Source organism: Nesterenkonia sp. CL21, from assembly GCF_031705515.1.
GTDB classification, from domain to species: Bacteria; Actinomycetota; Actinomycetes; order Actinomycetales; family Micrococcaceae; genus Nesterenkonia; species Nesterenkonia aethiopica.
On the sequence record NZ_JAUTWR010000001.1, the window covers coordinates 272,332 to 285,411 of the forward strand.

Annotated in this window: 12 protein-coding genes; 11 read left to right on the forward strand and 1 reads right to left on the reverse strand. The window is 69.6% G+C overall.

Features of this window, described 5'->3' with window-relative positions; genetic code table 11:
- Positions 1–33: 33 nt before the first annotated feature.
- The 3 genes from Q7C18_RS01205 to Q7C18_RS01215 all read left to right on the forward strand — a co-directional run bounded on the left by Q7C18_RS01205 (position 34) and on the right by Q7C18_RS01215 (position 3,783).
- Positions 34–1,077 carry a hypothetical protein gene (locus Q7C18_RS01205; RefSeq protein ID WP_311023706.1) on the forward strand — a complete coding sequence of 348 codons (1,044 nt, stop codon included), beginning with the start codon at positions 34–36 and terminating at the stop codon, positions 1,075–1,077.
- Positions 1,078–1,161: 84 nt separating this feature from the next.
- Positions 1,162–2,967, forward strand: a complete 1,806-nt coding sequence (locus Q7C18_RS01210; RefSeq protein ID WP_311023708.1) for a proline--tRNA ligase — start codon at positions 1,162–1,164, stop codon at positions 2,965–2,967.
- Positions 2,968–2,979: 12 nt separating this feature from the next.
- Entirely contained in the window at positions 2,980–3,783 is an 804-nt protein-coding gene (locus Q7C18_RS01215) for a TSUP family transporter (RefSeq protein WP_311023710.1), read from the forward strand.
- Between the two features lie 89 nt (positions 3,784–3,872).
- On the opposite strand, the gene Q7C18_RS01220 is transcribed toward Q7C18_RS01215, so the two are convergent.
- On the reverse strand, positions 3,873–5,000 hold the full coding sequence (locus Q7C18_RS01220; RefSeq protein WP_311023712.1) for a hypothetical protein: 1,128 nt from the start codon (positions 4,998–5,000) through the stop codon (positions 3,873–3,875).
- A gap of 253 nt (positions 5,001–5,253) precedes the next feature.
- Between Q7C18_RS01220 and rimP the strand changes: the two genes are divergently transcribed.
- From rimP to Q7C18_RS01260, 8 genes are all read left to right on the forward strand, one after another.
- Positions 5,254–5,796, forward strand: a complete 543-nt coding sequence (rimP, locus tag Q7C18_RS01225; RefSeq protein WP_311023713.1) for a ribosome maturation factor RimP — start codon at positions 5,254–5,256, stop codon at positions 5,794–5,796.
- A gap of 104 nt (positions 5,797–5,900) precedes the next feature.
- Positions 5,901–6,905: a transcription termination factor NusA gene (gene nusA / locus Q7C18_RS01230; protein ID WP_070160088.1), complete on the forward strand. Its 1,005-nt coding sequence runs from the start codon at positions 5,901–5,903 to the stop codon at positions 6,903–6,905.
- Positions 6,906–7,095: 190 nt separating this feature from the next.
- Positions 7,096–7,365, forward strand: a complete 270-nt coding sequence (locus Q7C18_RS01235) for a YlxR family protein (RefSeq protein ID WP_237090035.1) — start codon at positions 7,096–7,098, stop codon at positions 7,363–7,365.
- A 202-nt stretch (positions 7,366–7,567) separates the two neighbouring features.
- Positions 7,568–10,453, forward strand: a complete 2,886-nt coding sequence (gene infB / locus Q7C18_RS01240; protein WP_311023715.1) for a translation initiation factor IF-2 — start codon at positions 7,568–7,570, stop codon at positions 10,451–10,453.
- Positions 10,454–10,578: 125 nt separating this feature from the next.
- Positions 10,579–11,067 carry a 30S ribosome-binding factor RbfA gene (gene rbfA / locus Q7C18_RS01245; RefSeq protein ID WP_311023717.1) on the forward strand — a complete coding sequence of 163 codons (489 nt, stop codon included), beginning with the start codon at positions 10,579–10,581 and terminating at the stop codon, positions 11,065–11,067.
- A 15-nt stretch (positions 11,068–11,082) separates the two neighbouring features.
- Complete coding sequence (truB, locus tag Q7C18_RS01250; RefSeq protein ID WP_311023719.1) at positions 11,083–12,072, forward strand: tRNA pseudouridine(55) synthase TruB; 990 nt, start codon at positions 11,083–11,085, stop codon at positions 12,070–12,072.
- A gap of 67 nt (positions 12,073–12,139) precedes the next feature.
- Entirely contained in the window at positions 12,140–12,523 is a 384-nt protein-coding gene (locus Q7C18_RS01255; RefSeq protein WP_311023720.1) for a hypothetical protein, read from the forward strand.
- Between the two features lie 13 nt (positions 12,524–12,536).
- On the forward strand, positions 12,537–13,040 hold the full coding sequence (locus Q7C18_RS01260; protein ID WP_311023722.1) for a hypothetical protein: 504 nt from the start codon (positions 12,537–12,539) through the stop codon (positions 13,038–13,040).
- The last annotated feature ends 40 nt before the right edge of the window (positions 13,041–13,080 follow it).

Here is a 13,080-nt window from a genome sequence, read left to right on the forward strand (position 1 = left end):
AGCCGTCCGCCGTCCCTGCGAGGAGCCCCTGAGATGTCCCAGTCAGCCCCAGGCCGCCGCCGTCGTGTCATCCCGGTTCTGGCCGTGGGTGGGGCGCTGGTGCTGACCGGGTGCGCGGACGACGTCGCGGTCCGGGACTCCGGCGGCGGGGGAGGGGCCATCGGGGATCCGGGTGGTGCCCAGCAGCTGAGCGCTCCGGAGCCCGAGGGCAGTCAGCTCTCCCATGAGGAGATGCGGGAGGCGCTCGAGAGCGAGTTCTCCGGGGCGAGCATCACGGACACCGACGATGTGCTGCCGGGGCTGCGTGACCTGGAGACGGAGCTGCAGCGGCTCCGGGTGAATCCTCAGGAGTGCAAGCAGTATGTGGTGGAGTCCGCCAGCCCGCTGCCCGACGGTGCGCTGATGGCCCATGCGATCCAGCAGGACGACGGCGAGTCAGGCGACTCCGACGGCGACACGGACGGTGACTCTGACGGCGACACGGACGGCGACTCTGACAGCGACACGGACGGCGACTCTGACAGCGACGGGGCAGACGGCGCGCGGGAGGTCACCGTGTACTCCTTCACGGACTGGCGCTCTGCCGACGCCTACCTGGCGGGCGAGGAGGACGGCCTGCAGCTGTGCGAGTCCTACACCGTCACCCGTGACGTCGGCGGCGACGAGTCCCCCTCCACGGAGGTGGCGCTGGAGCTCCTCTCGGTGGGCACCGCCGCAGACGCCGGGCTGGGACTGACCCAGGAGATGACGGTCGGAGACGAGAGCACCCACCTGGTCGCAGTCGCGCTGCGCCAGGGTTCGCAGATCGTCCTCGTGGCCGAAGCCCCGAATGAGGAACCGGAGGACGACGACGTCGAGGATCTGGTGGAAGACCTTCAGGAGCAGGCGGCCGCGGTGCTCTCGGAGCTGACCGGCGACGACCTGTCGCTGGAGGAGGATGAGGAGGACACCGACGGCGACGGCGAGGGTGAGGAGGACTCCGACGGCGAGGGTGAGGAGGACTCCGACGGCGAGGACTCGGATGAGGGTGCCGACGACGCCGCCGACGCCGATGCTGACGAGGACTCCGCTGACTAGGACTCCTGACGGTCAGGACTGACGGTGGGCCCTAGTAGACTTCCCTCTCGGCAGCAGTCCCGACGATCTGGAATTGAGTTCACCGTGCCCCTGAGACTGTCGAATCTGTTCCTCCGCACTCTGCGTGACAACCCCGCGGACGCCGAGGTGGCCAGCCACCGGCTGCTGGTGCGCGCCGGCTACATCCGCCGTGCCGCGCCCGGGGTCTACTCGTGGCTGCCGCTGGGGATCATGGTGCTGCGCAAGCTGGAGGCCATCGTCCGGGAGGAGATGGACCGGATCGGGGCCCAGGAGATCCACCTGCCCGCACTGCTGCCCAAGGAGCCCTATGAGGCCACCGGTCGCTGGGAGGACTACGGGGACAACATCTTTCGGCTGCAGGACCGCAAGGACGCGGACTACCTGCTGGCCCCCACCCATGAGGAGATCTTCACCCTGCTGGTGAAGGACCTCTACACCTCCTACAAGGACCTGCCGGTCTCGCTGTACCAGATCCAGACCAAGTACCGGGATGAGGCCCGCCCTCGGGCCGGGCTGCTGCGTGGCCGCGAGTTCATCATGAAGGACTCCTACTCCTTCTGCCTCGAGGAGGAGGACCAGCGAGCAGCCTATGACGCGCACCGGGCCGCCTACCTGCGGATCTTCGAGCGCCTGGGGCTGGACGTGGTCCCGGTGGACGCCGTCTCCGGGGCCATGGGCGGCTCCGCCAGCGAGGAGTTCCTCTTCCCCTGTGAGATCGGCGAAGACACCTTCGTGGAGTCCGACGGCGGCTACCGCGCCAACGTGGAGGCCGTCACCACGGTGCCCCCGCAGGAGATCTCCGTCGACGGCCTGCCCCCGGCCGAGGTGCACCACACGCCGGGCACCGACACGATCGAGACGCTGGTGGCTGCGGCGAACGCCGACCACCCGCGCGCCGACCGGCCCTGGACGGCGGCGGACACGCTGAAGAACGTGGTCATCGCCGTCGTCATGCCCGACGGGGAGCGGCGCGTGGCGGTGATCGCCGTGCCCGGTGACCGCGATGTGGACCTCAAGCGCGTGGAGGCCACCGTCGGCGAGCATCTCGGTGCGGCCGGTGAGGTCACCGTGGAGGCGGCCACCGCGGAGGACCTGGAGGCCCACCCCCTGCTGGTCCGCGGGTACATCGGGCCCGGCCTGGAGCTGGAGAAGCAGGTGCTCGGCGAGGAGGCCGCCAGCGGCATCCCGTACCTGGTGGACCCGCGCGTGGTGCCGGGCACCAGATGGATCACCGGAGCGAACCACCGGGACCAGCACGTCTTCGGTCTCGTCGCCGGGCGGGACTTCACCTGGGACGGCGTCATCGAGTCTGTGGTGGTCCAGGAGGGTGACCCCGCTCCGGACGGTTCCGGGCTGCTGCGCACCCGCCGCGGCATCGAGCTGGGGCACATCTTCCACCTGGGGAAGCGCTACGCCGAGGCTCTGGGGCTGCAGGTCTTGGACGTCAACGGCAAGCTCTCCACGGTCACCATGGGCTCCTACGGCTTCGGCGTCACCCGTGTGCTGGCCGCGATCGCCGAGGCCAACAACGACGAGCGGGGCCTGGTGTGGCCCGGCTCCGTGGCTCCGGCCGACGTTCATGTGGTGGCCACCGGCAAGGATCCGGCCATCGCTGAGGCCGCCGAGACCCTGGTGGCCTCGCTGGAGGCCCAGGGTGTGTCCGTGATGTTCGACGACCGGCCCAAGGTCTCGCCGGGTGTGAAGTTCTCCGACGCCGAGCTGGTCGGTGTGCCCACCATCGTGGTGGTCGGCCGCGGCCTGGCCGAGGGGACGATCGAGCTGAAGGACCGCCGCTCCGGACAGGCCGAGCAGGTGCCGGTCGACGACGCCGTCACGGCCGTCGTCGAGCGTGTCTCCTCGCTGCGCTGACGGCCGGCGCACGTGGAGGTCGTTCTCGGTTCATTCGCCGAGATCTCGCCGCTGACGATCCTGCTGCTGGTGGTGGTGGGCTTCGCCGCCGGGTGGGTGGACGCCGTCGTCGGCGGCGGTGGGCTGCTGCAGCTGCCCGTGCTGCTCACGGTGCCGGGCATCACCCCGGTGCAGGCGCTGGCCACCAACAAGCTGGGGTCGATCTTCGGCACCACCACCTCGGCGATCACTTACATCCGCCGCGTGAAACCCAGCCTGACCACGGCCGGGCCGACGGCGTTCGCGGCCCTGTGCGCGAGCTTCGGCGGGGCGATGGTGGCCGCGTGGCTTCCGGAGGCGGTGATCCTGCCGCTGATCGTGCTGGCGCTGTTGGCCGTGGGCATCTTCACGGCGGCCAAGCCGAACGTGGGCCAGCTGGAGAAGCTGCGCCATGTGGGGCTCGGGCACGTCTCCCGGGCGGTGCTGATCGGCCTGCTGGTGGGCTTCTATGACGGTGTGCTGGGCCCGGGGACGGGCACGTTCCTGATCATCGGGTTGGTCACCGTGCTCGGGTACAGCTTCCTCAACGCCTCGGCGCACGCCAAGATCGTCAACGCGGCCACGAACCTCGGCGCGCTGCTGTACTTCGGACCCGCCGGCCACGCGCTGATCGCGATCGGACTGCTGCTGGGCGTGGCGAACATGCTCGGCGGATACACCGGCGCGCGGATGGCGATCGCCAAGGGGTCGCGGTTCGTGCGTGTGGTGTTCCTGGTCGTGGTCTTCGCGCTGGTGGCGAATCTCAGCTGGGACCTCATCCTCACCTGGTTCGGCTGAGCGGCTCCTCCTCCCGTTTGTCCCCGTCGTCTTCGTCTGTCCCCGTCCAAGTCGAGGGGGACAGACGAAGACGACGGGGACAATCCGCCTCAGACGCGGGGGACCCCGGCTGTGCTGAGCTTCCGGCTGAGCCGATTCAGCGACTGCACGTCCTGCCAGGTGAACCGGGCGACTCCCAGTCCGAGCGCGCGAAGCCCGTCCTCCCTCACCTTCTCTCCATAGACGACCTCGGAGACGTCCCTCCCCTGGAGGACCCCGTTGCGCGTGTACTTCGTCCAGCCATCGAACTCTCCGACGATCCCCACCGATCGCCAGTACGCGTCCACGCGAGCCACACGGCCATCGGGCAGGGCGAACTCCACCTGGGTCTCCGGGACCTCGAATCCGAGCTGCTCAGCCCGCAACCGGAGCAGGGACTCTCCGACAGACTCCGCGCCCGCGGCGGAGCGGTCCCAGGCCTGCTCCCAACGCAGCATCCCGCGCTTGCTGGGGATCATCGCCAGCCACCGCTCCATGTCCTCACGGGTCCACAGGTGGCCCCCGGTGCAGCGCCCTGAGCGCACAGAGTCCACGACGACGGCGGCCGAGGTGGAGTCCATGCGTGACACCGTGTCAGCCAGGACCAGTCCCAGGGGCTCGACCCTCGGGAAGAGCGTGTCCAGCGTGTGCTCGTCGATCCCCGGCATCGCGTGCCGCACCGGGTCCGGGACGCGTCCACGCTGAGCAAGCCGACGCATGGTGCTGAAGGCGAAGACCTTCTTCGCTGGCACGCCCTGCAGGTCCGCGGGGCCGGTGTCGCGGCGTCGCACACCGCGGTGGGGCCCCGGCGTCGAGCGCAGCACGGCGTCGACGCGTGCGGGAGCGGCTGAGCCGGTCATGGGCGGATGGCGCTGTGTGCCTGCCTCCTGCCGGCGCCAGGTCCTCACATGGACGGCTTCGGGGGAGCGCAGCTGGTGGACGCCGTGGACCGCCAGGGCGGTCTCGCGGCGGAAGACGGCGCCGTCGTCGGCCAGGTGTGTGGCAGCCGTGGCCAGAAGATGTCTGTCCCAGGGTGCGGACCTCAGCCAGGTGGCGGGGTCCACGTACACGCCGCGGCGCAGCCGCAGGAGCTCGGCGGACTCGACAGCCCGGCTGAGTCGCTGGGAGGCCAGTGCGGCGTCGTCGGCATCTGCTGCGTGGATGAGGGGATGGCTGGTCGGCGGGTCTGCAGCGTTCATGACTCAACTGTCACCGCTGACGATGCTCCATGGGGTGCGAGCAGCGCATCTGTGGAAAACACCTGCGGTTAGTCCCCGTCGTCTTCGTCTGTCCTCGTCGAATCGGGAGGGGACAGACGAAGACGACGGGGACAAACCGCAGCGCGCGGGTGTGATCATCATGACTGGGTGAGGCGGACTGTGGGCCCCGGCCGCTGCGTCCTGCACCGATACAATCGAGGCGCACCAGCACCCGATGTCGGAGGTAGACACCATGGCCGCCCCTCGCCGACCCCGTGAGGGGGAGAAGGCCCGCGACCCCCGCGCCGCGGAGCTGCTCCCCGTGATCGAGCCGATCGTCGCTGCGCAGGGCCTGCTCCTGGAGGAAGTGGAGCTGGTCGACGGGGCCACCGCCACGGTACGGGTGGTCGTCGACTACGCCACCGGGACCGAGCAGGTCGACCTGGACTCCGTGGCCGCCGTCTCCGAAGCGATCTCCGCGGCGCTGGACGAGGCGGAGGCGCTGGAGGACCTCACCTCCTACGAGCTGGAGGTCTCCACGCCCGGGGCTACCCGTCCGCTGACCGAGCCGCGGCATTTCGCCCGCAACATCGGCCGGCTGCTGGAGCTGGAGCGGGAGGGACAGCCGGACATGCTGGCCCGTCTTCAGGAGGTCACCGACGACGGCGTGGTGGTCGCCGAGCAGCGGCCGGCGCCGAAGAAGGGGATGCCGGTGAAGTACAGCGAGCCGGTGGAGCTTCCCTTCGATGCCATCAGCCGCGCCCGGGTGCAGGTAGAGTTTTCCCACACGGAGTGACCATACCGAGCGATGAGCCGACCGGACCCCCGGTCGGATGACCAGCGACGGAGCACAGAACGATCGGACCGGGCCAGAGATGTCCGGGCGAACTGGAGGAACAAGTGGATATCGATATGAGCGCCCTGCGCATGCTCGTCAAAGAGCGTGACATTCCCCTCGAGAAGCTGATACCGGCCATCGAGCAGGCACTCGTGCTGGCATACCACAAGTCTCCGGGCGCCCTGAAGCACGCCCGGGCCGAGATCGATCAGTCCACCGGTCATGTGACCGTCTGGGCCAAGGAGTTCGACGAGGACGGCACTGTCCTGGGCGAGTTCGATGACACTCCCAAGAACTTCGGCCGCATCGCCGCCTCCACAGCCCGCCAGGTCATCATGCAGCGCATCCGGGACGCCGAGGACGATCAGGTCCTCGGCGAGTTCAAGGGCCGCGAGGGCGAGCTGATCTCCGGCATCGTCCAGCAGGGGCGGAACCCCCATATGGTGCAGGTGGACCTGGGCTCGGTCGAGGCGGTGCTGCCCCCGCAGGAGCATGTCCCCGGCGAGGTGTACTCGCACGGTTCGCGGCTTCGTGCCTTCGTGGTCGACGTCCACCGGGGGCTCAAGGGTCCCTCGATCACGCTGTCCCGCTCGCACCCGGGCCTGGTGAAGAAGCTCTTCGAGCATGAGGTGCCGGAGATCGCCGACGGCACAGTGGAGATCACGGCGATCGCTCGGGAAGCCGGCCACCGCACCAAGATCGCAGTGCGCAGCACGCAGCCCGGCATCAACGCCAAGGGCGCCTGCATCGGGTCGATGGGCTCGCGGGTCCGGGCGGTGACCACGGAGCTCAACGAGGAGAAGATCGACATCATCGATCACAGCGACGACCCGGCGGAGTTCATCGCCCACGCGCTGTCGCCGTCGAAGGTCACCTCCGTGACGATCCTGGACGAGAACGCCCGCTCCGCCCGCGTGATCGTCCCGGACTCTCAGCTGTCGCTGGCCATCGGCAAGGAGGGGCAGAACGCCCGCCTGGCCGCGAAGCTGACCGGCTGGCGGATCGACATCGCCTCCGACGCCGCCCCCAACACGCCGGCGGCCCCTGCTGCGCCGGACGCCCCCTGACCCATCACGACTGAGGAGTCGCCGCGTCCCCTGACCCACCGGTGGACCGCCGCCATGACGGTGACCGGCGCCGCCCGTGGGGGACGTGTCGCAGGATGATTCTCCAGTGACCACCTTGAGGGGGTAGACTGTCATGGTCCCTGTCCGCACCTGCGTCGGCTGTCGCCGACGGGTTGAGCAGGGAGACGTCGTGAGACTCGCGCTGGCGCCCGAGGCCGCGGAGCCCGATGTCGACCGGTCGCCCGGTCGGCGCCGTGAGGCTTCACAGCCTGGACGCGTGGTGGTCGACGCCGCAGGTCGGATGCCCGGCCGCGGGGCGTGGATCCATCCGGAGCAGGAATGCTTCGACACAGCAGTGCGGCGGAAGGCCTTCTCGAGGGCGTTCCGCCGACCTGTCAGCGTCGAGTCCCTCAGCTTCGACGACGTCGAGGCCGCCGCGCGGTCGAGACGCCGAAGCTGACGATGTCCCAGCACACACCAGATGAAAGCGGGTTGGAAAGAGATGGACACCCGATGAGCACCGACGGATGAGTGCCCAGTGAAGACATCCCTGAGTGACTCCGTCATGAATCTCAGAACGTTCGACGGCTCCGTCCGGTGAACCGCTGACATCAGCCCCGCTGATCTCGGCGGGGCACTGTGCGGGCCAGACAAGGAGTAATGTGGCCAAGGCCCGCGTACACGAGCTCGCCAAGGAGCTCGGCATCACGTCCAAAGATGCTCTTGCCAAGTTGCAGGAGATGGGCGAATTTGTGAAGTCCCCGTCATCCACGGTGGAACCCCCGGTGGCCAAGAAGCTCCGCGCGGCGTTCCCCGGCGCGAAGAAGGACGGCGCCAAGAAGGAGTCCTCTAAGGGCTCCGGCGCCCCCGCGTCGAAGGACGGGTCCCCGGCAGGCGCCTCATCGAAGCCTGCCCCGAAGCCCGGCGCAGGTTCTGCGCCGACCCCCAGCTCGGTCAAGCCCGGTGCGGTCAGGCCCGGTCCCAAGCCGGGGCAGAAGCCTGCTCCCGGCCCGGCCGAGCAGAAGCCCGCCGCCCAGGAGCCGCAGGCCCAGGAGCCTCAGGCTCAGGCGCCGAAGGCTCCTCGCGAAGACGGCGGCCCCTCGGCGCCCGCCCAGGGCACCGACGCCCCCCAGAAGGGCGCGCCCAAGCCCGGCGCCAAGCCGGGTGCCGGCGCTCCGAAGCCCGGCGGCTCCCGTCAGGGTCCGCGTCCGGGCAACAACCCGTTCGCCCCGCAGCAGGGTATGGGCGGCAGCGAGCGTCCGGCTCCGCGTCCGGGCGGATCCGGAGGCCCTCGCCCCGGTCCTCGTCCGGGCCCGCGCCCGGGCAACAACCCGTTCGCCCCGCAGCAGGGCATGCGCTCCGAGCGTGGCGGCGGCCCCCGTCCCGGCGGTGGCCGCGGCCGGCAGGGTGCCCCCTCGCAGGGCGGCCCGCGTCCCGGCGGTCCGCGTCCGGGCCCGGCCCAGGGCGGCGGAGCTCGTCCGAAGCCGTCCATGATGCCCGGCCAGACCCCTGCTCCGGCAGGAGGTCGTGGCGGGCCCGGCGGCGGTCCCGGCCGTCCTGGTGCTCCCGCCGGCGGTCCGCCGCGGGGTCGTGGTGGACGTGGACGCGGCGGCACGGCGGGCGCCTTCGGGCGCGGCGGTCCGTCCCGTTCGAAGTCCCGGAAGTCGAAGCGCGCCAAGCGCCAGGAGATGGAGCAGCGCCAGACCCGTGAGATCGGCGGCGTCCGCGTCCCCAAGGGCGACGGCACCACGATCCTGCGGCTGCGTCGCGGCTCCTCCCTGGCCGACTTCGCGGAGAAGATCAACGCCGAGCCGGCAGCACTGGTCACGGTGCTGATGAAGCTCGGCGAGATGGCCACTGCCAACCAGTCCCTGGACGAGGAGACCTTCCAGCTGCTCGGCGAGGAGCTGGGCTACAAGGTCCAGATCGTCTCGCCCGAGGACGAGGACCGTGAGCTGCTCGAGTCCTTCGACATCGACCTGGCGGCCGAGGCCGAGGCCGAGGACGAGGACGACCTGGAGGCCCGCCCCGCGGTGGTCACCGTCATGGGTCACGTCGACCACGGTAAGACCCGTCTGCTGGACGCCGTCCGGAACTCCAACGTCACCGAGGGTGAGGCCGGAGGCATCACCCAGCACATCGGTGCCTACCAGGTCCACGTGGAGCACGACGGCCAGGAGCGCGGCCTGACCTTCATCGACACCCCCGGTCACGAGGCGTTCACCGCCATGCGTGCCCGTGGTGCGAAGGTCACCGACATCGCGGTGCTGGTGGTTGCCGCCGACGACGGCGTCATGCCGCAGACGGTGGAGGCGCTGAACCACGCCAAGGCGGCCGATGTGCCGGTCGTGGTGGCGGTCAACAAGATGGACAAGGAGGGCGCCGCCCCGGACAAGATCCGTGGTCAGCTCACCGAGTACGAGCTGATCCCGGAGGAGTACGGCGGCGACACCATGTTCGTCGACATCTCCGCGATCCAGGGCACGAACATCGACCAGCTGCTCGAGGCGGTCCTGCTGACCGCCGACGCGGCGCTGGAGCTGACCGCCAACCCGTCCAAGGAGGCCCGCGGCGTCGCCATCGAGGCCAACCTGGACAAGGGCCGCGGTCCGGTGGCCACCGTCCTGGTGCAGTCCGGCACCCTGAAGGTCGGCGACAACATGGTCGCCGGCACCGCCTTCGGTCGTGTGCGTGCGATGTTCGACGAGAACGGCAACGCGGTCGAGGAGGCCGTGCCGTCACGTCCGGTGCAGGTGCTGGGTCTGTCCTCGGTGCCGCGCGCCGGTGACAGCTTCCTGGTCACTCCGGACGACCGCACGGCCCGTCAGATCGCGGAGAAGCGTGAGGCCGCCGAGCGCAACGCGATGCTGGCCAAGCGTCGCAAGCGCGTGAGCCTGGAGAACTTCGACCAGGTGGTGGCCGAGGGCAAGATCGACACGCTGAACCTGATCCTCAAGGGCGATGTCTCCGGTGCCGTCGAGGCGCTGGAGGACGCGCTGCTGGGCATCGACGTCGGCGACGAGGTGCAGCTGCGGGTCATCCACCGCGGCGTGGGTGCGATCACGCAGAACGACGTCAACCTGGCCACTGTGGACAACGCGGTGATCGTCGGGTTCAACGTCCGTCCTGCGGAGCGCGTCCAGGACCTGGCTGACCAGGAGGGCGTGGACATGCGCTTCTACTCGGTCATCTACGCCGCCATCGATGACATCGAGGCCGCGCTGAAGGGCATGCTGAAGCCGGAGTACGAGGAGGTGCAGCTGGGCAGCGCGGAGATTCGCGAGGTCTTCCGCTCCTCCAAGTTCGGCAACATCGCCGGCTCGATCGTCCGGTCCGGCGTCATCCGCCGCAACGCCAAGGCACGTCTGGTGCGCGATGGCAATGTGGTGGCGGACAACCTGGCCATCGAGTCGCTGCGCCGCTACAAGGACGACGCCACCGAGGTCCGCGACGGCTTCGAGTGTGGTATCGGCCTGGGGTCGTTCAACGACATCAATGCAGGCGATGTCATCGAGACCTGGGAGATGCGGGAGATTCCGCGCTCCTGAGCGTCCTGTGACGCCTGACACCTCCGGGGATTGCATCCACGCGATGCGGTCCCCGGAGGTGTCCCTGTCTGGTCTGGGACTGTCCTAGGCTGGGTTTCATCTTTCGACTTTTCGAGGAGGCCATCATGGCTGATCCAGCACGCGCGGCACGGCTCGCGCAGCGCATCAAGGTGATCGTCGCCGAGGCGCTGCGCCGTCGGGTCAAGGACGAGCGCGCCGAGCTGATCACGGTCACCGACGCACGCGTCACCAATGACCTGCAGCATGCCACCGTCTACTACACCGTCATGGGCGACGACGACGCCCGCCGGAGTGCCGAGGAGGTGCTCGCCGCGCACCAGGGTGTGCTGCGGCACGAGGTCGGCCGGCAGCTGACCATCCGCCTGACCCCGACTCTGGAGTTCGTCGCCGACGAGATCCCGGAGTCCGCCGCGCATCTGGAGGACCTGCTGCGCAAGGCCAAGGAGCAGGACGAGAAGGTCGCCGCTCTGCGGGAGCAGGCCGCTCCCGCCGGAGGGGAGGACCCGTACCGTTCGCTCGCCGAGGGTGAGTCCGCAGGGTCCGGCGCCGAGGGCGCCGCGTCCGAGGGGACCGACTCCGCTGACGGACGCTGAGGGGCTGCCGCACCTATGGGCAAGAAGCAGCGCGCCGAGGAGATCGCCGTCGGCTCCGGCCTGGTGCTGGTGGACAAGCCGGCCGGCTGGACCAGCCATGACGTGGTCGGGCGGATCCGTCGGCTGGCGGGCACCCGCAAGGTCGGCCACGCCGGCACCCTCGACCCGATGGCCACGGGGGTGCTCGTGGTCGGGATCAATCGAGCCACCCGGCTGCTGACCCATATCGTGGGGGTCTCCAAGACCTATACGGCGACCATCCGGCTGGGCCAGTCCACCACCACTGACGACGCCGACGGCGAGGTGGTGGCCACGCGGTTCGCCAATGCGGTCTCCCGGGAGCGGCTGGACGCCGAGGTGGCGGCGCTGACCGGGGAGATCCAGCAGGTGCCCTCCACGGTCTCGGCGATCAAGGTCGACGGTCGCCGCGCCTATGATCGGGCCCGCCGGGGCGAGGACGTGCAGCTGGCGGCCCGCCCGGTGACCGTGCACCGGTTCGACGTGCTGGAGGTGCGCCGTCTCGACGGCGGCCGGATGGTCGACGTCGACGTGGAGGTGGACGTCTCCTCGGGCACCTATGTGCGGGCGTTGGCCCGTGATCTGGGGGAGGCCCTGGAGGTGGGCGGGCATCTGACCGCGCTGCGTCGCACCGCGGTGGGGCCGTACCGCATCGAGAATGCGCTGACCCTGGAGCAGCTGGCTGAGGACTTCGGCTATGTCGGTCTGGCGGAGGCGGCCGCGAGGATCTTCTCCCGGCGCGAGCTCACCCAGGAGGAGGCGGAGAACCTGGGCCACGGGCGCCGGATCACCGCCTCCGGCACCGGGGCTGCGGGGGAGCCGGATCGGCTCACCGCGGCGTTCGGGCCCGATGGTGAGCTGGTCGCACTGCTGCAGGACGTGCCGGCGAAGAAGGGCGCCTCTGCCTCGGGCGATGCGGCCCGCGCCGCGGCTGCGGAGCAGGTCAGCTTCCAGGCGAAGCCGGAGCTGGTGTTCGCCCCGCAGTAGGGCGTAAGTTTCTACAGGTTGTAGAGGTTGAGAGAATCGTCCAGGACCGTCCGGCAGGAGGAGCAGCATGACCCTGATGTTCATCATCGGCACGGTCGTGTGTGCCGCCTCCACACTGATCTGCTGGGTCATGACGGCGCTGCGCCGCCACCCGGCGGACTCCTCGATCATCAGCCTCGCCGCCGTGGAGCTGTTCCTGGTGGTCTACGGCATCTACGCCGCCGTGCGTCAGCTGGGCTTCGATGCGTCCATCGCGGGGGAGGCCTGGGAGTTCTGGGGCTACGTGTTCACCGCCCTGCTGCTGCCGGCGGGAGTGTTCGTCTGGGCCATGATCGACAAGACCCGCTGGTCGAACCTGGTGATGAGCTTCGTCGGCCTGGTGGTGTTCGTGATGGTCTACCGCATGGAAGTCATCTGGTGGGGGAATGCGACGGCCCCCTGCGCCTGCTGAAGAGAAGAGAGTGATGGTCCACAAGCATCTGAGCTCTGAGGACGGCCGCGACTCGGCCCCCGGCGTCGAGCGGCGGTCATCACCCACACCCCGGAACCGGGGGGTGGGCATGCTCATCATCACCGCCTATGGGATCTTCGCGGTCTCGGCCACCGCGCGGGCGCTCTATCAGATCCTCGCGCATTTCGAGGATGCCCCGGTGGCGTATCTGCTGAGCGCGTTCGCTGCTCTGGTCTACATGTTCGCCACCCTCGCCCTGGCCCGCACGTCGGTACTGGCGTGGCGGGCCGCGCTGGTGGCGGTGCTGATCGAGATGGTCGGGGTGCTGGGCGTCGGGGCCTGGACGTATCTGGATCCGGAGCTGTTCGACGAGGCCACGGTGTGGTCGCACTTCGGGCAGGGCTATGGCTTCGTGCCCCTGGTGCTGCCGTTCATCGGCCTGTACTGGCTGTGGCGCCATCGTCCGGGGCGGGACGCGCCGGGGGCGCCGCCGTCGTCGGGAATGGGCGCCGGCTGACGAGTGCTCCATAATGGGGAGCGGCAATGACGCCGACGCA

What these genes read in the sequence shown, in the direction of transcription:
- Q7C18_RS01205 (WP_311023706.1), top strand. Translation starts at nt 34, where the DNA reads ATGTCCCAGTCAGCCCCAGGCCGCCGCCGTCGTGTCATCCCGGTTCTG.
- Q7C18_RS01220 (WP_311023712.1), bottom strand. Translation starts at nt 5,000, where the DNA reads ATGAACGCTGCAGACCCGCCGACCAGCCATCCCCTCATCCACGCAGCA.
- rimP (WP_311023713.1), top strand. Translation starts at nt 5,254, where the DNA reads ATGGCCGCCCCTCGCCGACCCCGTGAGGGGGAGAAGGCCCGCGACCCC.
- rbfA (WP_311023717.1), top strand. Translation starts at nt 10,579, where the DNA reads ATGGCTGATCCAGCACGCGCGGCACGGCTCGCGCAGCGCATCAAGGTG.
- truB (WP_311023719.1), top strand. Translation starts at nt 11,083, where the DNA reads ATGGGCAAGAAGCAGCGCGCCGAGGAGATCGCCGTCGGCTCCGGCCTG.
- Q7C18_RS01255 (WP_311023720.1), top strand. Translation starts at nt 12,140, where the DNA reads ATGACCCTGATGTTCATCATCGGCACGGTCGTGTGTGCCGCCTCCACA.
- Q7C18_RS01260 (WP_311023722.1), top strand. Translation starts at nt 12,537, where the DNA reads ATGGTCCACAAGCATCTGAGCTCTGAGGACGGCCGCGACTCGGCCCCC.